This is a genomic window from Grimontia hollisae CIP 101886, from assembly GCF_000176515.1.
Lineage (GTDB): Bacteria > Pseudomonadota > Gammaproteobacteria > Enterobacterales > Vibrionaceae > Enterovibrio > Enterovibrio hollisae.
On record NZ_ADAQ01000013.1, the window covers coordinates 1,158,379 to 1,177,972 of the forward strand.

General features: G+C 49.9%; 13 protein-coding genes, 3 tRNA genes and 3 rRNA genes. 4 read left to right on the forward strand and 15 right to left on the reverse strand.

All coding sequences use genetic code 11. The features are described 5' to 3' along the window. Positions 1-63: 63 nt before the first annotated feature. Both recC and VHA_RS18140 read right to left on the reverse strand, forming a co-directional pair. Positions 64-3,459, reverse strand: coding sequence for an exodeoxyribonuclease V subunit gamma (recC, locus tag VHA_RS18135; protein WP_005506995.1), 3,396 nt, complete (start codon positions 3,457-3,459; stop codon positions 64-66). 127 nt (positions 3,460-3,586) lie between these two features. Further along, on the reverse strand, positions 3,587-4,543 hold the full coding sequence (locus VHA_RS18140) for a TDT family transporter (RefSeq protein ID WP_303645095.1): 957 nt from the start codon (positions 4,541-4,543) through the stop codon (positions 3,587-3,589). Positions 4,544-4,675: 132 nt separating this feature from the next. Between VHA_RS18140 and VHA_RS18145 the strand changes: the two genes are divergently transcribed. Further along, on the forward strand, positions 4,676-5,584 hold the full coding sequence (locus VHA_RS18145) for a LysR substrate-binding domain-containing protein (protein WP_005507006.1): 909 nt from the start codon (positions 4,676-4,678) through the stop codon (positions 5,582-5,584). On the opposite strand, the gene VHA_RS18150 is transcribed toward VHA_RS18145, so the two are convergent. Beyond that, the gene (locus VHA_RS18150) at positions 5,581-6,267 is read right to left on the reverse strand and encodes a DNA-3-methyladenine glycosylase I (protein ID WP_005507008.1); all 687 of its coding nucleotides are present in this window, start codon (positions 6,265-6,267) and stop codon (positions 5,581-5,583) included. The two genes, VHA_RS18145 and VHA_RS18150, sit on opposite strands and share 4 nt — an antisense overlap. Positions 6,268-6,348: 81 nt before the next feature. Here VHA_RS18150 and VHA_RS18155 point away from each other — a divergent pair, with 81 nt between their 5' ends. Both VHA_RS18155 and dapD read left to right on the forward strand, forming a co-directional pair. Continuing rightward, positions 6,349-6,645, forward strand: coding sequence for a YebG family protein (locus VHA_RS18155; RefSeq protein WP_005507011.1), 297 nt, complete (start codon positions 6,349-6,351; stop codon positions 6,643-6,645). A 227-nt stretch (positions 6,646-6,872) separates the two neighbouring features. Further along, the gene (gene dapD, locus VHA_RS18160; protein WP_005507013.1) at positions 6,873-7,904 is read left to right on the forward strand and encodes a 2,3,4,5-tetrahydropyridine-2,6-dicarboxylate N-succinyltransferase; all 1,032 of its coding nucleotides are present in this window, start codon (positions 6,873-6,875) and stop codon (positions 7,902-7,904) included. Positions 7,905-7,977: 73 nt separating this feature from the next. On the opposite strand, the gene VHA_RS18165 is transcribed toward dapD, so the two are convergent. The 11 genes from VHA_RS18165 to VHA_RS18215 form a co-directional block, all read right to left on the reverse strand. After that, positions 7,978-8,346: a DUF2799 domain-containing protein gene (locus VHA_RS18165; protein WP_040529210.1), complete on the reverse strand. Its 369-nt coding sequence runs from the start codon at positions 8,344-8,346 to the stop codon at positions 7,978-7,980. A 562-nt stretch (positions 8,347-8,908) separates the two neighbouring features. Further along, positions 8,909-8,985 (reverse strand) — tRNA-Trp (locus tag VHA_RS18170). 36 nt (positions 8,986-9,021) lie between these two features. Next, positions 9,022-9,098 (reverse strand) — tRNA-Asp (locus VHA_RS18175). 42 nt (positions 9,099-9,140) lie between these two features. Continuing rightward, positions 9,141-9,256 (reverse strand): 5S ribosomal RNA (rrf, locus tag VHA_RS18180). Positions 9,257-9,426: 170 nt separating this feature from the next. Next, positions 9,427-12,434, reverse strand: a 23S ribosomal RNA gene (locus VHA_RS18185). Positions 12,435-12,690: 256 nt separating this feature from the next. After that, positions 12,691-12,766, reverse strand: a tRNA-Glu gene (locus tag VHA_RS18190). Positions 12,767-12,855: 89 nt separating this feature from the next. Beyond that, positions 12,856-14,407, reverse strand: a 16S ribosomal RNA gene (locus VHA_RS18195). Together the 16S, 23S and 5S rRNA genes with 3 tRNA genes alongside form the textbook arrangement of a ribosomal RNA operon. A 525-nt stretch (positions 14,408-14,932) precedes the next feature. Further along, positions 14,933-15,367 carry a type IV pilus modification PilV family protein gene (locus VHA_RS18200; protein WP_005507015.1) on the reverse strand — a complete coding sequence of 145 codons (435 nt, stop codon included), beginning with the start codon at positions 15,365-15,367 and terminating at the stop codon, positions 14,933-14,935. Then, positions 15,357-16,634 (reverse strand): hypothetical protein, encoded by a 1,278-nt coding sequence (locus tag VHA_RS18205; RefSeq protein ID WP_005507018.1) that lies wholly within the window; start codon positions 16,632-16,634, stop codon positions 15,357-15,359. The genes VHA_RS18200 and VHA_RS18205 overlap by 11 nt, the downstream gene beginning before the upstream one ends. Positions 16,635-16,639: 5 nt before the next feature. After that, positions 16,640-17,320 (reverse strand): PilW family protein, encoded by a 681-nt coding sequence (locus VHA_RS18210; protein ID WP_005507020.1) that lies wholly within the window; start codon positions 17,318-17,320, stop codon positions 16,640-16,642. Beyond that, entirely contained in the window at positions 17,317-17,856 is a 540-nt protein-coding gene (locus VHA_RS18215) for a pilus assembly FimT family protein (RefSeq protein WP_040529212.1), read from the reverse strand. The genes VHA_RS18210 and VHA_RS18215 overlap by 4 nt, the downstream gene beginning before the upstream one ends. 136 nt (positions 17,857-17,992) lie before the next feature. Between VHA_RS18215 and VHA_RS18220 the strand changes: the two genes are divergently transcribed. Beyond that, positions 17,993-18,400 carry a type IV pilin protein gene (locus tag VHA_RS18220; protein ID WP_005507023.1) on the forward strand — a complete coding sequence of 136 codons (408 nt, stop codon included), beginning with the start codon at positions 17,993-17,995 and terminating at the stop codon, positions 18,398-18,400. Between the two features lie 43 nt (positions 18,401-18,443). Here the strand turns inward: VHA_RS18220 and dnaJ are convergent, their stop codons facing one another. After that, positions 18,444-19,583 (reverse strand): molecular chaperone DnaJ, encoded by a 1,140-nt coding sequence (dnaJ, locus tag VHA_RS18225; protein ID WP_005507024.1) that lies wholly within the window; start codon positions 19,581-19,583, stop codon positions 18,444-18,446. Positions 19,584-19,594 lie beyond the last annotated feature (11 nt).

The window sequence follows — 19,594 nt, forward strand, 5'->3', positions numbered from 1 at the left end:
CAGTTTGTAATTGGCGTGCAAGCGTAGAATTCAGACCAAAGCAATCCATCACAGGTCGCGGGTTCAGTCCGGTTTTTTCTCACCGTCCAGTGCCGGCAACAGCACCGCCTTACCCAGTTCAAACACGGTATCAAGCAGCGCATCGTCGGCTTGTGGCCAGACACGCGCTATATAGGTATTTTCCCCTTCTCCTGACACCATATACCCCCCTTCAAAAGCCGCGCGCATCTTACTGCGTGCCTTGTCCATAGTGACATCATCTTCTGACCAGTGACCGTCTTTATCGATACACGCAGAAAGACCGGCCATGGCGGTATTAGGCAAAAACGCCAACGGGGCTTCTGTGCCCGCCAGGTAATACTCAACATAATCAACAAGCGCCGTTATCGCGCTTTCTGCACTGACCGCCGACCACACCACATCTTCGTCAACACCGATAAAGCAGGTATCCAGTGCCTCTCCCGCAGCACACTGGCAAAGGTGGTCAATCCAGGCTGAAAGCCTGTCCTGTGCCCTTACCTTGCCGCTTCGGTACAGAATTCGTCCTGCACGGTAGCGTTCATCCAGCCACCCCTGCAGTTTCACGGTGCCCCGGGATGTCACAAGGGTGAGGTTAATTTCAAGGGCCTGGCGTTTGTCAGCAATCATAGGTTTCAGGCGCTGGTACTGTGCCAGAATGCCTGCCTGCTCACTTTCCAGCGCCAGTTCACCAAAATGACTCAATGGCAGAGCACCACTGGCTTTCTGCTGTTTAAAAAATGCGTCCAGCGAGGCCTCGCTGTCACCCTTTGCCATCACATGGCTAAGGAGTGCATCACGTAACTGGTAACGGCGAAGGTTATCAAGCGCAAAAGGCTCGGCTTCTTCCATCGCCCCTTCCGGGGATTCAAAAAACACTTTCAGCCGACGGTTGAAGAAATACTGCACCGGCAACCGCCAGAAGCGCTGAAGCTCAGCCAGCTCAATGACCCCGATATCCAGATCCGGTGCCGGATTTAATGCTCGGCCATCAAGGAACGGGGCCGCCGCATGACCTTCACCGCGCGCGGCTGGCAGCCATTCTGCCGCATAACTACGCCGGTTCTGACTGAACGCCTGTTTGCTGAATGGCACCAAAGGATTGTGATGCACCAGGGTGCCCAGTAAACGCTGACCTGACTCATGCTCAGGCAGGGATTGATCGCCTGCCAGACAGTACCCCTGGCGGCAATAATCCAGCAGCTCCGTGACCAGCACGGACGGCACTTTTTCGCTATTGTCCTGCACCGAACGTCCAACATAACTGATGTAAAGGCGTTGCTGTGCCGATTGCAGTGCTTCAAGGAACAGGTAGCGGTCATCATCACGGCGGGAGCGATCACCGGCACGGGTGCGCCCTGCCATCAGATCAAAGCCGACCGGAGCAATGGTACGGGGATAGTCCCCATCATTCATACCGAGAAGACAAACCACCTGAAAGGGAATCGACCGCATTGGCATCAGGGTACAAAAGTTCACCTGACCGGCCAGAAAACGCTGGCTGACCCGCTCGCCGCCCAGCTTTTCTTTGAGGTAGTCACGGACAATCGGCAAAGCCAGCGTCTGCGTGAACCCGGCATCGTCCAATTGCGTCAGCCAGTTGTCCAGCTGGGTACGTATCAACTGTCCGGCAAGCTCCTCGTCAGTATCCAGCGCAAACATGTCATCAAACAGCGAGGTCAGGGTCTGTATCCAGCCTTCACCATTTTTGGTATCGAGCAACGCAGTTTGGGTCGCAGTCATCACCCTGAAAAATGCCCCAAGCTTGCCGGCAAGTTCGGCTTCCAGCCCCTGCACTTCATCATAGGCCAGTACATCGTTGTAGAGGCCGGCGCTACTTGGCATCGCATATCCCAACAGCATGCGGTTTAAACCAAACAGCCAGGTATTCTGGTGCTGATGTGGGAGGGAAAAATGCGAGGCTGTGTTGTCGTCCAGTCCCCAGCGGATACCTGCCTCTTCAACCCAGAGTTTGACTTTTTCAAACTGGCGGTTGTCGAAGCCAAATTTGCGCATTACGGCCGGTAGTTCGAGAATTTCCAACAACTCTGCCGCGCTGCAACGGCTATCTGGCAAACTCAACAGACGCAGGAAAGTGGTCAGGATCGGGCTTTCCTGATCGGCCGTGCGGTCAGAAATCGAAAACGGAATAAAACGCTCACCGGGCGCGTTGCCAAACACCGCCTGAATAGCCGGACTGTAAGCATTGATGTCCGCCACCATCACGATAATATCCCGTGGTGACAGGGTTGGATCGCTTTCCAGCATGTCCAGCAACCTGTCATGCAGTACTTCCACCTCGCGCATTGGGCTGTGGCAAACTTCAACCATCAGGGAGCGATCATCGGCAGACACCGGCAACTTACTTTCGCTGGTCAGGGTTTCCTGGATATTCTCCGGCTCAACCAGGTCGAGGATGTCTGCCTGAATATGGTGAAGCAGACTGTCACGGGGAACCTCAACAAACCCCTGGTCGACCTCATGACACTGAAGCTCTGAAATCAGCAGTAAGTTATCGCGCCCCAGCTTGCCCATCGAGGCCAGCAGGCTGTTCCCGACTTCTGCGGTGTCATCTTCCCCCATTAGCGGCAAGGCAAACTGTGCGGGCTCTTCCGTATCGCTGGCACGGCTAATTCGCGGCGCCATGCTGGCGGCGCGCTTTGCCAGATAACGCTTATCCCGGATATCTCCCCAGTAGTAGCGACACGGGTTGGTAAACATATAGTGGACATCAATGTGCTCACCAAGCGCTTTCAATGCATCCAGGTAACGCGGTGGCAGGGCAGAAATACCAAATACAAACACCCGGTCAATGCCCTGCAGCCCTTCCGGCTTTTCCTTGTGAGAAGAAAGCACATCAATGAACTCTTCATACAGGTTTGCCCGGTGGAAAGGGGATTGCCCCAGTTGCAGGGTGTAGTCGTAAAGCGCCTGCCAAAGCACTGCTTGCCAGCGCTTTTCCTCAGCCAGCTCATCAACCGGCTGCTCATTCTCCCACGCTTTAATCCATTCAGGGCGGTATACCAGATACTGGTCATAAATATCGGCAATCTTACCCGCCAGTTGATAAAGCTTTTGTTGGTCGTCATCGCCATCAAGGTAACGCCTAAGCTCGTCAAAATCTGGCTCATCGAGCTTTTCAGGCAGTACTGTCATCAACTTCCAGGTCATCGCCTCTTTGTTGAAAAAGCTGCGCTGTGGCACATCATCCAAAATCTGGGTAAACATCTGCCAGATAAAGGTAGCAGGAAGCGGAAACTCGACGTTGGCAGCAATGCCCTGCTCTTTCGCCATTTCTAACTTCAGCCACTGCGCCATCCCCGGACTTTGCACCAGGATCAACTCTTTCTGGAATGGATTATCCAACGGTTTGCTTTGAATGATGGCAACCAGCAGGCTTTTCAGCAGATCCAATTGGTTAGAGTGATAGACAGTAAACACAGGTGAGACTCTTGAGAACGATAATGCAGAGATTGTGGCGGAATGCTCTCAAGAGTGCAATTGAATGCGCGTAGCGTAACTCATGGAACCTAAAATGAAAAAGCCTGCGCGAGGGCAGGCCTGGTTTTTATGCCATTGCTGGCGTTTTCCATTGCAGGGAGATAAAGCGGCGATAGTGCATGGCTACATAGACGACTACCAAAGTCGCCACCACTAACTCAATCACACCTATGATAAAAACCTGATTCACGTAGTGAGCGGCAACACCGACCGATTCAAGCCAAACCGCCGTTTTAAACAGTGCTGTTGCACCAATCACCATAGGGAAAGTGAAAGCCGCATATCCAGGAGAAAACGGCAACCGAAGCAATTTTGCAAATGACACGTAAATAACCAGCGTCATCAGCAATGCAATTCCCAGCAACACAGAGACAAGCACTGGCGATGGCGATGGATTTACAGTCAGATACCCAGCCAAAGACAGGCTTGCTGGCGCGGCTAGAATCGCAATAGTCGGTTTTGCAGCATCAGGCACTTCACTGCAGAAAATCAGGCGATACAGCATTAAGGGCAGCAGCACCGCATAAGCCAGCAACCCAAACAGCATAATGGCATCTGCCACAGGACGAAGCACCGGATTTCCTGAGAAAGCCACATCCGCAACAATCAACCCTACAGGCGGTACAAACCAACTTGGCACCATGTGTGTCAATGAAAAGTCTCGTGCGCGGTGATAAATAAATGAAACCAGGAATGCAACATGCGCAACAATTGCAAGCATCCACAAAGTATCGCCAACCAATGGTGACCATTTCCCGATGGATGCCGATACAATCATCACCCCCATCGCAAACGTCGGCACCACACTCCCCACAACAGGATGCTGTAAATCGTTCCACAGGCCTTGGGGGGAGAATGTAAATTTCAGTGCAATCAATAGCAGCATCACACCACCAATGATTGCGCCCAATGTCTGGGCATGACCACCAAAGTTACCTACGTTTTCCCAGCTCCAGCCAAGGCTGGCGATAGCCAGGGCTAAACCTGCCATTGGAGTAGGAAGTAAGTTGATACGTCTACGCATTGCTATGCCACATTTTTTAGAAGAAAAACACATAAAATATGATAGAACGGCATTGATATTTAGTATATCTGAATATTTTTAACCTTAAGTTAAGTTAAGCTTAATTATAAGGAATAACCCAGGTTTCTCACCATGTCTGTATCACTTCGCCAATTGCAGGTATTCGTTGCTGTCGCGCAGGAAAAAACCATCACCGCCGCATCTGCTATGCTCTACCTATCCAAGCCTGCTGTCAGCATGGCTATCACCGAACTGGAAAACCAGCTCGGTCACAAGCTGTTTGAACGGGTCAACAACCGACTCATCCTTAGCGAGCATGGACGACGGCTACTGCCATTAGCCGATGAGCTTCTTACCCGTACGGATGAAATCACCAAAGTGCTCAATTCAGATAAAGAGCTAACCGGCCATTTAAGGATTGGGGCCAGTGATACGATTGGCAACCAACTGGTGCCTTTTCTGTTGCGGGATTTCCGGACTGAAAGTCATCACGTCGACCAGACATTAGTGATATCAAACAGCCAGTCAATCATCGACAGGATACTGGCGTTTGAACTCGATATCGGTCTTATCGAAGGTCAGGGCGAAAATAAGCATTATCTGGAAAATGAAGACCTGAAAATAGCACCTTGGCTATCAGATGAAATGTGTATTGTTTGTACCGTAGACCACCCTTTGGCAAGGCGAGAGGAAATTACACTGTTTGATCTTGAAAACCATGCCTGGTTACTGAGAGAAACCGGTTCGGGAACACGGGAACACTTTCTGTCCCGTCTGGCGCCCCGACTGGAAAACTGGAGTGTTGCATTTGAACTTCGTACCACTGAAGCCATTATTAACTGTGCTGCGGCAGGGCTTGGGTTAGCCTATCTTTCTACCCTGGCAGCCCGGCACGCGGTTGCAAACAAGCGATTGCACAAACTGACCTTACCCCTTGATCTGCGACGCCAGTATTGGCTCGTCCACCATACAAGCAAATACCATTCACCACTGTTTGAGCGTTTTCTTTCATTTGCAGCAAAGTGGCAGATCCGCGATTAATAACGGTTATCACCCACGCTGAAGGCAATGATCTGGCTGATTTGGCAAAGCGGTCGGCCACTTTCCTCTTTCCAATGGTTAAACGCAGCCTGTGCAGCATCTAATGATTTTCGGGTATCACGCCCGCCATCAATGATCTTGTGTGCGCGTAAATACGCTTCAACATCACCGGACAGGATAAACGTATCCTTCCCCATCAAACGCAGGGAGTAAGGCCCGGTATTCCCGCCTAACCTGCTGCCGTGTTTCTTCAGGTACGCCCACAAACCAATAATGTCGTCTTCCGGCCATTCTGCAATAAATCTGGAGAAACTGCCGTGCTGCTTGGCGATACGCTGAATCATTTGTGCGTTATGGGGAATCGTCATGACTTTACCAAGGTGACGGATAATCGCAGGATTGGTGGCTTTTTCCTCCCACATTTCAGGAGGTGTCAGGCACATCTTTTCGATGTCAAATCCCCAGAAGACCTCTTCAAAGCCCGGCCATTTGTTTCGGACCACCTTCCAGTTCATACCAGACTGGAAAATCGTCTGGCTAAACGTTGCCAGCCAACGATCATCGGTGATCTCACACAGTTCTTGTTGACGTTTGGGATAAGCAAGGCGTTGCTCTAAATCACTGTTGCTTCCCTTTCTCGTTGCTGCTCGAAGATAGATATCTGAGAATTTTTCCAATGCCATCACAGTAATCACGGTTAGACTAGACAGGTCGAACTACTCTACTGTATAAACAGCCAGTAGACAAATTAAGAGGGGTTAACCATGGCCGTTATCGTCAAATATGTGGTTGAACGCAACGGAGAAGAGAAGATGACTTTTACCTCTAAAGCGGATGCTGATGCGTATGACAAAATGCTCGACATGGCAGATGAGCTGTTTGAACTGCTGGGTAAAAGTGATGTGGTAGGTGATGAAGGACAGCGGGAAGAACTGTCTCTCTTCCTGGCACAAAACCGTGAAGAAGTCCTTTACGCCTTGGGCGCGAAACGTAAACCAGCGCCAAAGCCAGCAAAAAAGAAGGCTGAAACAACCAAAGAAGATGATGCCGAAGCGGCATGATTCCTCCCAAAGCGCTCCCGGATGGAGCGTTTTTTATTTTATTTTCGTACCAATTTTCGGTCTATCACTCGCCATTTTTACCCAAGTACCGTTAATCCAGCGTATTCTCCCCTGATACCCTTCAATCTTGCTGAAGTTCACTTTAAGATGTCCCCAGCAATCACAATTATCATTCTGCTTCTGGTTTACTCAGCAGCAGATAAAAAAGACAAGGAGATTCCCGCATCATGGCCAGTTTTGCTCTTGCGTTTGGCACCGCGACAAAAAATAAAGACGGAAAAATCATTGAAGCGTTTTTCCCAACGCCAGTATTGAACCCTTCAGACGCGCTGGTTTCCGCGCTTTCAAATGTTGTTGGCTACAGTGAAGGCAATCAGGTGTTCGACATCGACGCCTCTCAATGCAGCGCGATTTCTAGCGCATTTTCTTCAGCAGATGAACAAGCAGCAGCCAGCTTCGCAGCAAAAGCGGCAGACTCCAAACAGCCTCTGGTACTGGTTATTCTGGGTACGGATGAGAAGCCAGCAAGTGTTGCAGAGGGCTTTCTGAAGCTTCAGCTGATCTCCCACCGTCTGGCAAAACCACATAGCATCGTGCTGGATGGCATTTTTGGCCTGCTGCACAACATTGCCTGGACTAACCAGGGGCCAATCGACCTGCCTGAGCTGGCGGAACGCCAAATGGAAGCCCGCCTGAAAGGTGAAACGCTGACCGTTGACTGCGTTGATAAATTTCCGAAGATGGTTGATTACGTGGTTCCTGCGGGCGTTCGTATTGCAGACACCGCGCGTGTACGCCTGGGTGCACATGTAGGTGAAGGCACAACCGTGATGCATGAAGGCTTTATCAACTTTAACGCCGGCACGGAAGGTGTAAGCATGGTTGAAGGCCGCATTTCTGCAGGCGTCATGGTCGGTAATGGCAGTGACATCGGCGGCGGTGCGTCCATCATGGGCACCCTGAGTGGCGGTGGTCAAATCGTGATTTCTATCGGCGAGAATAGCTTGCTCGGCGCTAACGCGGGTCTTGGTTTCCCATTAGGCGATCGCTGCACCATCGAATCGGGCCTGTATGTCACTGCAGGCACCAAGGTCACTATGTTGGATTCAAGCGGTCAGGAAGTAGAAACTGTAAAAGCACGCGACCTTGCTGGCAAACCAGACCTGTTGTTCCGCCGCAACTCTATCACCGGTAAGATTGAATGCCTGACCAACAAGTCGGCCGTTGAACTGAATGCAGAGCTCCACGCGAACAACTAAGTGTTCAACCTGTCGTAACGAAAAAAGCTGACATCTTTATGTCAGCTTTTTTGTGTTTTTGACTCAGGAAGCACTAAAGGGGGAAGCGATCCATTTGTGATGCACCTCTGCCAATATTCCAGTTTTGGTAAAAGATCCAACCGTCCTTCCGGTCATCACAGAAGCCATCGTATCTTTCCCCCATAAACCCCATCTTAAATGCTCGCGCAGGGTCACAAAAAGCATCTTTAGACACTTGATACGCAGAGATATAGAGTGCTTGTACGGCGGGATCGATTGCCCCTAATTCTGAAAGCGATGATTCAGATCTCTGAGGAAGCTGTAAAGAGACATCGCGCTCAGCAAGGCCTTCCCAATCCTGATGTAGAGCAGCGTTAAACGTAGAAGTGCTGGTACATCCAACAACGAGTAGAACAGGCAAAAATAAAACCAGTTTTTTCATTGTTACTTTCCTCTCCACTAGAGCTGCAATTTAACACGCTTTCATGAACAAAAACTGAACGGCATCGTAGATAGTACCCACTTGTCATCATGAGTGCGAGACTGCTGACATCTGGCGTATCTTGCAGACCGAATTCAGTAACATGACATTCTGCCTTATTCTCCAGAACTAAATACTATAGAGCAGATATGGATTGGTTACGGCAAAAACGAAGTAACCAATCGGCCGGCGCTTTGAGAGTTACGATGATATCATCAATAAGCTTTTCAGCCTGAGAACAGTTTCGAAAAGATAAACACAGGGTCAATATCACCTTGCTTTATAGGAGCTGGGCGAATCTAATTAGCTAATTAATGGAATTGGTATAAGTTCAGGGGGAAAAAGGAGAAAGCTTCAGCGGGATTATTTTGGAGAATGAGGAAGCACACTCTTTCTATGTGGCAGTCTGCTCCATTCATGAGACTCAACACATGGCGGCCCCGCTCTATCTTCGCAGATATCTAAGCTAAGTGTTACATCAAAATGTAATAAGGCCTCGGCATACCCGCCGAGGCCTTATATATGGCAGGGGTGGAGGGATTCGAACCCCCAACACGCGGATTTGGAATCCGCTGCTCTGCCAATTGGAGCTACACCCCTATTATTTTTCTAAGAGTCAGGATCTCTTGAAATAAGTGGCGGAGCGGACGGGACTCGAACCCGCGACCCCCGGCGTGACAGGCCGGTATTCTAACCAACTGAACTACCGCTCCACTCAAATTACTGTGTGTTCAGCACAATAACCTAAATTAGAAGCCTGGCGATGTCCTACTCTCACATGGGGAGACCCCACACTACCATCGGCGCTGCTCTGTTTCACTTCTGAGTTCGGCATGGAATCAGGTGGGTCCAAAGCGCTATGGTCGCCAAGCAAATTCTGTATCGGGGTTCTCGGTCCTAGGTGACTAGGCCCTGGGAACTCCCCATTAAAATCTTGGAAAACTGACCGCGGTTGCTCTTCCTAGGTCCTAGCAACCGCTCTCTCTCTTTACACACTCTTTGTGTTCTTACTTGAGTCCGTCAAAACCCCTTGGGTGTTGTAGGGTTAAGCCTCACGGGCAATTAGTATCAGTTAGCTCAATGCCTCACAGCACTTACACACCTGACCTATCTACGTCGTCGTCTCCAACAACCCTTTAGAAGGCTTTTAGCCTTAGGGAGAACTCATCTCGAGGCTCGCTTCCCGCTTAGATGCTTTCAGCGGTTATCAATTCCGAACTTAGCTACCGGGCAATGCCACTGGCGTGACAACCCGAACACCAGAGGTTCGTCCACTCCGGTCCTCTCGTACTAGGAGCAGCCCCTCTCAATTCTCCAACGCCCACGGCAGATAGGGACCGAACTGTCTCACGACGTTCTAAACCCAGCTCGCGTACCACTTTAAATGGCGAACAGCCATACCCTTGGGACCGACTTCAGCCCCAGGATGTGATGAGCCGACATCGAGGTGCCAAACACCGCCGTCGATATGAACTCTTGGGCGGTATCAGCCTGTTATCCCCGGAGTACCTTTTATCCGTTGAGCGATGGCCCTTCCATTCAGAACCACCGGATCACTATGACCTGCTTTCGCACCTGCTCGAACCGTCATTCTCGCAGTCAAGCGGGCTTTTGCCATTGCACTAACCTCACGATGTCCGACCGTGATTAGCCCACCTTCGTGCTCCTCCGTTACGCTTTGGGAGGAGACCGCCCCAGTCAAACTACCCACCAGACACTGTCCTCACCCCAGATTATGGGGCCAAGTTAGAACATCAAACATACAAGGGTGGTATTTCAAGGATGGCTCCACGGCAACTGGCGTCACCGCTTCCAAGCCTCCCACCTATCCTACACATGTAGGCTCAATGTTCAGTGCCAAGCTGTAGTAAAGGTTCACGGGGTCTTTCCGTCTAGCCGCGGGTACACAGCATCTTCACTGCGATTTCAATTTCACTGAGTCTCGGGTGGAGACAGCGTGGCCATCATTACGCCATTCGTGCAGGTCGGAACTTACCCGACAAGGAATTTCGCTACCTTAGGACCGTTATAGTTACGGCCGCCGTTTACTGGGGCTTCGATCAAGAGCTTCTCCCTAAGGATAACCCCATCAATTAACCTTCCAGCACCGGGCAGGCGTCACACCGTATACGTCCTCTTTCGAGTTTGCACAGTGCTATGTTTTTAATAAACAGTTGCAGCCACCTGGTATCTGCGACTGCCCATAGCTCCATCCGCCAGGGACTTCACCGCGGGCAGCGTACCTTCTCCCGAAGTTACGGTACCATTTTGCCTAGTTCCTTCACCCGAGTTCTCTCAAGCGCCTTGGTATTCTCTACCCGACCACCTGTGTCGGTTTGGGGTACGGTTACTGATAACCTGAAGCTTAGAGGCTTTTCCCGGAAGCAGGGCATCAATGACTTCAACACCGTGGTGTCTCGACATCGTGTCTCAGTATATAGCGAGCCGGATTTGCCTAACTCACCTACCTACGCACTTGAACCAGGACAACCGTCGCCTGGCCCACCTAGCCTTCTCCGTCCCCCCATCGCAGTTATCAGCAGTACGGGAATATTAACCCGTTTCCCATCGACTACGCCTTTCGGCCTCGCCTTAGGGGCCGACTTACCCTGCCCCGATTAACGTTGGACAGGAACCCTTGGTCTTCCGGCGAGGAGGTTTTTCACCCCCTTTATCGTTACTCATGTCAGCATTCGCACTTCTGATACCTCCAGCATGCCTTACAGCACACCTTCTACGGCTTACAGAACGCTCCCCTACCCAATGTGCCTAAACACACTGCCGCAGCTTCGGTGTATCGCTTAGCCCCGTTACATCTTCCGCGCAGGCCGACTCGACCAGTGAGCTATTACGCTTTCTTTAAATGATGGCTGCTTCTAAGCCAACATCCTGGCTGTCTGAGCCTTCCCACATCGTTTCCCACTTAGCGATAACTTGGGGACCTTAGCTGGCGGTCTGGGTTGTTTCCCTCTCCACGACGGACGTTAGCACCCGCCGTGTGTCTCCCGGATACTACTTACTGGTATTCGGAGTTTGCAAAGGGTTGGTAAGTCGGGATGACCCCCTAGCCTTAACAGTGCTCTACCCCCAGTAGTATTCGTCCGAGGCGCTACCTAAATAGCTTTCGGGGAGAACCAGCTATCTCCGGGTTTGATTGGCCTTTCACCCCTAGCCACAAGTCATCCGCTAATTTTTCAACATTAGTCGGTTCGGTCCTCCAATTGATGTTACTCAATCTTCAACCTGCCCATGGCTAGATCACCCGGTTTCGGGTCTACGTCATGCAACTATATCGCCCAGTTAAGACTCGGTTTCCCTACGGCTCCCCTATGCGGTTAACCTTGCTACATAACGTAAGTCGCTGACCCATTATACAAAAGGTACGCAGTCACCCTATCCCAAAGCACTCAAGCCTACTGCTTGATTTTTGAGGTTTGTCGTTGCAAACAACGCAACGACAACAGTGTGAATTCACTTCACGCTGTCACCTTCATGCTCGGATAAGCACTTTGGTGATAGGGCTCCCACTGCTTGTACGTACACGGTTTCAGGTTCTATTTCACTCCCCTCACAGGGGTTCTTTTCGCCTTTCCCTCACGGTACTGGTTCACTATCGGTCAGTCAGGAGTATTTAGCCTTGGAGGATGGTCCCCCCATCTTCAGACAAGATAACACGTGTCCCGTCTTACTCGTTTTCACTCACTGTGCGTTGTCGTGTACGGGGCTATCACCCTGTATCGCGCCACTTTCCAGTGGCTTCCACTAACTCACAATCAGCTTAAGGGCTGGTCCGGGGTCGCTCGCCGCTACTGCCGGAATCTCAATTGATTTCTTTTCCTTCGGGTACTTAGATGTTTCAGTTCCCCGAGTTCGCCTCATTAACCTATGGATTCAGTTAATGATACTGGCTTATGCCAGTGGGTTTCCCCATTCGGAAATCCCAGACTCAAGTGGCTGTTACTGCCTTATCTGGGCTTATCGCAAGTTACTACGTCCTTCTTCGCCTCTGACTGCCCAGGCATCCACCGTGTACGCTTAGTCACTTAACCCTACAACCCCAAGAGGTTTCGTAGGTTCAAACAACCAAGGTGTTCATTTACATGAACGATTTCGCCGGACTCAAATTCCAAGAACACGTGAATGTGTTTGGTGTTAACTCCTAAGAGTTAACCTTTGAGAACTTTTACAAACAATCTTTATTTCCGTAGAAACAAAGTTGTTTAGTCAGCTTTCCAGATTGTTAAAGAGCATGTGATGTTCTTTCGAAGCACCATTTCTAACAACACTCTAAAGTGCGATTAAAAATGGCGTCCCATAGGGGAGTCGAACCCCTGTTACCGCCGTGAAAGGGCGGTGTCCTAGGCCTCTAGACGAATGGGACACAACCTTTGTTGAGGTTTGGGTACCTCAACCACTCTTTACATTTTCAACCTATACAATCTGTGTGGACACTCGCATCCATAGCATCGGTAAGGAGGTGATCCAGCCCCAGGTTCCCCTAGGGCTACCTTGTTACGACTTCACCCCAGTCATGAACCACACCGTGGTAAACGCCCTCCCGAAGGTTAAGCTATCTACTTCTGGTGCAGCCCACTCCCATGGTGTGACGGGCGGTGTGTACAAGGCCCGGGAACGTATTCACCGTGGCATTCTGATCCACGATTACTAGCGATTCCGACTTCATGGAGTCGAGTTGCAGACTCCAATCCGGACTACGATGCACTTTCTGGGATTCGCTCCACCTCGCGGTCTCGCTGCCCTCTGTATGCACCATTGTAGCACGTGTGTAGCCCTACTCGTAAGGGCCATGATGACTTGACGTCGTCCCCACCTTCCTCCGGTTTATCACCGGCAGTCTCCCTGGAGTTCCCACCCGAAGTGCTGGCAAACAAGGATAAGGGTTGCGCTCGTTGCGGGACTTAACCCAACATTTCACAACACGAGCTGACGACAGCCATGCAGCACCTGTCTCTCAGTTCCCGAAGGCACACCAGAATCTCTTCCGGCTTCTGAGGATGTCAAGAGTAGGTAAGGTTCTTCGCGTTGCATCGAATTAAACCACATGCTCCACCGCTTGTGCGGGCCCCCGTCAATTCATTTGAGTTTTAATCTTGCGACCGTACTCCCCAGGCGGTCTACTTAACGCGTTAGCTCCGAAAGCCACGGTTCTAGACCACAGCCTCCAAGTAGACATCGTTTACAGCGTGGACTACCAGGGTATCTAATCCTGTTTGCTCCCCACGCTTTCGCATCTGAGCGTCAGTCTTTGTCCAGGGGGCCGCCTTCGCCACCGGTATTCCTTCAGATCTCTACGCATTTCACCGCTACACCTGAAATTCTACCCCCCTCTACAAGACTCTAGCCTGCCAGTTCAAAATGCCACTCCCAGGTTAAGCCCGGGGCTTTCACATCTTGCTTAACAGACCGCCTGCATGCGCTTTACGCCCAGTAATTCCGATTAACGCTCGCACCCTCCGTATTACCGCGGCTGCTGGCACGGAGTTAGCCGGTGCTTCTTCTGCCGCTAACGTCAAGTAACGCAGGTATTAACTACGCTACCTTCCTCACGGCTGAAAGTGCTTTACAACCCGAAGGCCTTCTTCACACACGCGGCATGGCTGCATCAGGCTTGCGCCCATTGTGCAATATTCCCCACTGCTGCCTCCCGTAGGAGTCTGGACCGTGTCTCAGTTCCAGTGTGGCTGATCATCCTCTCAAACCAGCTAGGGATCGTCGCCTTGGTGAGCCTTTACCCCACCAACCAGCTAATCCCAACTGGGCCCATCCTGACGCGAGAGGCCCGAAAGTCCCCCTCTTTGGTCCGAAGACATTATGCGGTATTAGCCACCGTTTCCAGTGGTTATCCCCCTCGTCAGGGCAGGTTCCCAGCCTTTACTCACCCGTCCGCCGCTCGCCGCCCATGAACGCACCCGAAGGATTGTTCATGTCGCTGCCGCTCGACTTGCATGTGTTAGGCCTGCCGCCAGCGTTCAATCTGAGCCATGATCAAACTCTTCAATTAGAATCTTTTCTGCCCTTCCTCACTTTGAAAAAGTGAACAAAGGCGGCTCAACGAATACTGATATAAATTGACTGTGCTCTTATTGGTTTTCACGTTTGAAAACGTGAAATCAAAACAGCTCAAGGCTGTACCAATTTGAATTGGTCACTCAGTTCGTTGATAAATCTTTTGTCTATCAATGACGAGCGCCCACACAGATTGCATAGGTCAAATTGTTAAAGAACATTGACTTTAAGAAGCTTTGCTTCTCACCGTCAGGGCTGCGAATTTTACGCCGCCAGGCGATGAAGTCAAGAAGAAATTTTGAGATTTTTCAGTGTGGTTTGCACACCTTCAAAACACCTTGTTGACTTGCCTCTTGACTTTATTTTTCAGACTTTTAGCCAAGAAGCTTACACCCACTGACATGGACAAAAACCTTTAAAGGAGCCGCTATCACTGTCAGCGAGGCGGCATTATAGGGAGTGAATGACGACTGACAAGCATTTTTTTAGAAAAAAACCAAAAACAACGCTCAACAGATCATTAATTAAGCAAATTGGTGAACTTGGAAACAGACACAGGAAAGACTAGCGCTTGTGCATTACCGTTTCTGTCATCCCAACTTACTTTCACATCTAATACTTTTGCGTAAGTCGCGGCAACACCACCAGCCGGCGTGTGCTGAAGTGTCTGTGTCGGCGTAACAGTGAGAAGATATGCCGAATCCTCATCTAAAACGATCACGCAGCTTTGTATATTCTCAACCGTTTTACCGTCACAAGCAGAGCCTATCGTGTTCAGTGTTTGCATTAATGCCATTTGGGATTCAGCGATTTGCTTGGCTTCGGTAAACATCAGTGCATTGGCTTTTTCTACTTCGAGGTAGCTGTAGAGCTTAAGCGTTCCTACGCCTGAAAGAACAACCACGAAGATAGCAATAAGCGTTTCAATAAGCGAAAAGCCCTTGTTAGAAGTCATGTATGCTCTCTTTAACCAACGCCAGCTTCCCGGAAAGAAACCCTTTCGGATCATCAGGGGCACCACCATTGAATGAGCCTCTCATTATTGATGTCCCTCCAGGTACATCTACCATATAACTTCCCGAGCTGGTAAATGCCCCCCTGAAGAAAAATGCTAGCGACTCCCACTTCTCTTTTGTCATGTCTTCCGAATTAATCAGCTCGCTGCACAGACTGACAACTGGCGCGTTAGCTGTACATGATAAGTTACCACCGTTATCTTCTTCGACTCCCCAAGAGGACATACGCATATCACCCGTCGCTGAGCTATCTGCATACTGAAAAATAGTGCCTTTAAAATCCGCAACGCCACCATTTACCGCAACCACCCCATTTTGAATAACAATGGTCACAGGTTTTTCATCAGTCCCAACATGGGTTATTCCATCTAGCAGGCAATCACCCTTCACCCAGATAAAATCAGCAACACCGGATTCATTGTCTCCTTCATCAACCCGTTTTTTAATTGTTGCACCACAACTCGCCATATCACCATTGGCGATGTGAATCTGCTTAGGGTTATGTTTATCAATCACACTTTGATACTGCTCCCGGGGAACCCCAAAAAGCTCTTCAAAGATGTCCATCGGATCGTCAGGTGTTAACGCGTTTTGGTTGACCAATATGTCACTCTCAAAATCATTGGTAATTTTCGGGGTATTGGCAGCGACATTTGTGCTGTAATCATCGGCGCATTCAGGCGTTATTGTTTTGAATTCAGCGGCACTGCTCCCGACATCAATAGAGACGGAACCACCTGCGATGATCGCCGTGCATTCATACTTCTCTCCAAGATATTTCCCTTTTACCGACGTCCAATCTTGCCCACCTTCTAAAACAAGGTCGCCGGTCGTTTTAAATGCTGCATGCTTGCCGCCAATGTGCTTTATCAAAATACTTGACGAGGCATAGCCTGAGGTCGACGTTAACACCCAGTGCGCAGGAAGGGGGTCAGCCCCAATCACACTTCCTGATGTGATTTCACACACATTAAAGTTTGCATCAAAGCCAACATCGTTCGGATTGAGATCCTTTTGCTCAAACACCGCAATAGCACAATCCAATCCAGCTTTTGCTTTTGCCCGCTGTTTTGCATCCAAGACGAGATTCTGGGCTTTTTTGATATCTGCAAACCCTGAACTTGCCACTGATATAGTAAATAAGGCAACGATAAGTAACACACCACTGACAACGGCCAGTGTCGCCATTCCGTTTTGACGATTCATATGCGCTAGACACCTACATTCGGCAAGTACACAGTAAAGTTCACTGTGTCTTTTATTGTTCGGTCATTTTTCAATGACGCGGAGAGCGTCACTTCGACAGTCTGGATTTTGTTTGTTGAGGCAACTCCCTCAAGAATTGAGCGTTTGAAGCTAAGTGACTCCAGGTACAAGCGATCATATGTCATGTCCCGCCAGTACCCTGATATACCACCATTTGAACTGTCACTCCCGCAGTTCCAATTAGTCAGGCCTTTCCAGTTCTCGTACGTTTCGATGACGGGATTGTTGTTGCTGTCTTTGCCAAGGCGATAGCCCTTGGCATCATCTTTATTTAAAGACAAAGCGCCTGGGCGCTTATCATGGTTGTAAGCGAATCTTATGCACTCACCCGCAATTACCTTTGAAGCGCTGTCATCAATCAATATTGATGAGGCGGCGCCAGCAGCATCGACGTGAATAAATGGATTTACAAAAGTGCAATCGAAACAAAACCCTGCCCGGGCGATTTCATTTTTCATGGTGTCTGCGATGATATTTAGCTGGGTTCGCAGAAAGTCATTCTTGAGCTGCTTTGTGCCGAATTCTGTATTGACGGTAAAAAGAGCCAAAGAAGAAGCAAGGACAATAAGGCTGACGGTCATCCCCACCATCATTTCGACCAATGTATACCCCTGGGAGCGTGTCATGTTGGGCAAGACTCCCACCCTGTTACTGTCGTATTGCTGCAACCTTTCAACCCCATATATCGTCGAATCATAATGCCCGACTCTTTTCCGGTTTCTTCGCCGTGGGCCAATTTCACCGTTTTGTCATTCGAGGGCATACCCGATAACGGGGAGAAGTAAAAAAGTTTCGCCGGGTCCGTCAAGGCAGGCTCTTGAATATTCACCTTAGCCCCCTTCTCTAATATGATTTTCTGTAGCCCTTCGCTGTCGGAGCAACTAAAGGTCTCCACATCAGATTTCTCACTGAGTCCAATGCAACCATTGTCTGTTTCAGTTACAGGAACATAATGCACATAAATATTACGGTGGCGGCGTAAAGACTCAGATTGGCCAACTTCCAGCACAGAAAGCAATTGAGAAGCTTTGCTTTCAACCACAGCTGCTTTATGGGAAGAGATATACGTTGGCACAGCAACGGCTGTGATGACTGCCAATACCGTCACCGTCGTTATCATTTCAATTAAGCTAAATCCGCGCTGTAGATTCCAATATCTCACAACAAATTCCTTTAGCGTCTGCTGTACCTTGTTTCCATACTATCAACGGCGATAACGTAGGTTTCTGGAATTAAATTGGATTTTCCGAGTAATGAACCAAAAAATGACGCCAAGCACGAAGACATTACATAGAGGTATGACATTGATCGAAATCCTGATAGCGATTGCGATCATCGGTGCCATCACAACCATTGCAATGCCCGCAGTAGGAAAGTATTTGATAAAGTCTGAGCGCAGCCGCGCTCAGGTAGATTTGTATCAACTCCAGACCCATACCGAGCAGACATACACGGCGACGGGCAGTTATCCCGATAACAACAGTTTGGTTTGTGCAAAATGCCAGGTGTCTGATGACTATGATTTCTCGATAACAACCGGCGGTTCTGGCAGTAATGTGTATAAGATCCAGGCCAAACCAAAATCCACATCCCGGCAGGACAAAGATACGGATTGCCATACCATGGTTATCAACGCCGCCTCTGAGCAGTCTAATTTGACAAAACAAGGGGTTGCTATTGCAGATAACGGGAAGTGCTGGATATAAAAACCGGCGATCATGTCGCCGGTTTTTCAATGGGTGCGGATAATTAGCTGGTCAGGTCATCAAAAAACTTCTTCACGCCATCAAAGAAGCCTTCTGACTTAGGCTTGTGCTTTTTCGCTGCACTGCCGCCAAGCGATTCTTCAAACTCACGCAGCAACTCTTTTTGTTTGCTGCTGAGATTAACTGGCGTTTCTACTACCAGCTTACAAATCAGGTCGCCCAGTCCACCACCACGCACTGACTGAACCCCTTTACCACGCATGCGGAACATACGGCCAGTTTGGGTCTCTGCCGGTACTTTCAGGCTTACACGGCCATCCAGTGTTGGTACTTCAACCTCACCACCCAGCGCAGCCATAGTAAAGCTCACAGGGACTTCACAATAGAGATTGTTACCATCACGGGTGAAGATGTGGTGATCACGTACATGCACCTGCACATACAAATCGCCTGCCGGTGCACCAAACTCACCCGCTTCGCCTTCGCCAGTCAGGCGAATGCGGTCACCGGTATCAACACCGGCTGGAATTTTCACGCTCAGTGTTTTGGTCTTCTGCACCCGCCCCTGACCGTGGCAGCTGTCACATGGGTCTTTAATGATCTTACCGCGACCATGACAGGTTGGACAGGTTTGCTGAACAGCAAAGAATCCCTGACGCATTTGTACCTGACCTTGACCATGGCAGGTACCACAAGTCTGAGGAGACGAACCAGGTTTAGAGCCGCTGCCACCACACTTGTCACAGCCAACATAGGTAGGGACATCAATTTCTTTGGTTACACCACGAACCGCCTCTTCTAACGTCAGCTCCATGTTGTAACGGAGATCAGCGCCACGCTGCGCACGCGCCTGGCCACCGCGACGGCCACCACCAAAAATGTCACCAAACACGTCACCAAAGATATCGCTGAAGTCGGCGCCGCCACCAAAGCCGCCACCACCGCCCATGCCACCATGTTCAAAGGCTGCATGACCGTATTGGTCATAAGCTGCGCGTTTCTGATCGTCGGTGAGGATTTCGTACGCCAGCTTAACTTCTTTAAATTTCTCGGCTGCCGTTTCATCACCCGGGTTTTTATCCGGGTGGTACTTCATCGCCAGGCGCTTATACGCCTTTTTGATGTCACGCTCACTGGCGTCGCGGCTTACGCCAAGTACTTCATAAAAATCACGTTTTGACATGTTTTGCTTGT

Coding starts and splice junctions, on each gene's coding strand:
- VHA_RS18140 (WP_303645095.1), bottom strand. CDS start 4,543: ATGCGTAGACGTATCAACTTACTTCCTACTCCAATGGCAGGTTTAGCC.
- VHA_RS18145 (WP_005507006.1), top strand. CDS start 4,676: ATGTCTGTATCACTTCGCCAATTGCAGGTATTCGTTGCTGTCGCGCAG.
- VHA_RS18150 (WP_005507008.1), bottom strand. CDS start 6,267: ATGGCATTGGAAAAATTCTCAGATATCTATCTTCGAGCAGCAACGAGA.
- VHA_RS18155 (WP_005507011.1), top strand. CDS start 6,349: ATGGCCGTTATCGTCAAATATGTGGTTGAACGCAACGGAGAAGAGAAG.
- dapD (WP_005507013.1), top strand. CDS start 6,873: ATGGCCAGTTTTGCTCTTGCGTTTGGCACCGCGACAAAAAATAAAGAC.
- VHA_RS18165 (WP_040529210.1), bottom strand. CDS start 8,346: ATGAAAAAACTGGTTTTATTTTTGCCTGTTCTACTCGTTGTTGGATGT.
- VHA_RS18200 (WP_005507015.1), bottom strand. CDS start 15,367: ATGACTTCTAACAAGGGCTTTTCGCTTATTGAAACGCTTATTGCTATC.
- VHA_RS18205 (WP_005507018.1), bottom strand. CDS start 16,634: ATGAATCGTCAAAACGGAATGGCGACACTGGCCGTTGTCAGTGGTGTG.
- VHA_RS18210 (WP_005507020.1), bottom strand. CDS start 17,320: ATGACACGCTCCCAGGGGTATACATTGGTCGAAATGATGGTGGGGATG.
- VHA_RS18220 (WP_005507023.1), top strand. CDS start 17,993: ATGACATTGATCGAAATCCTGATAGCGATTGCGATCATCGGTGCCATC.
- dnaJ (WP_005507024.1), bottom strand. CDS start 19,583: ATGTCAAAACGTGATTTTTATGAAGTACTTGGCGTAAGCCGCGACGCC.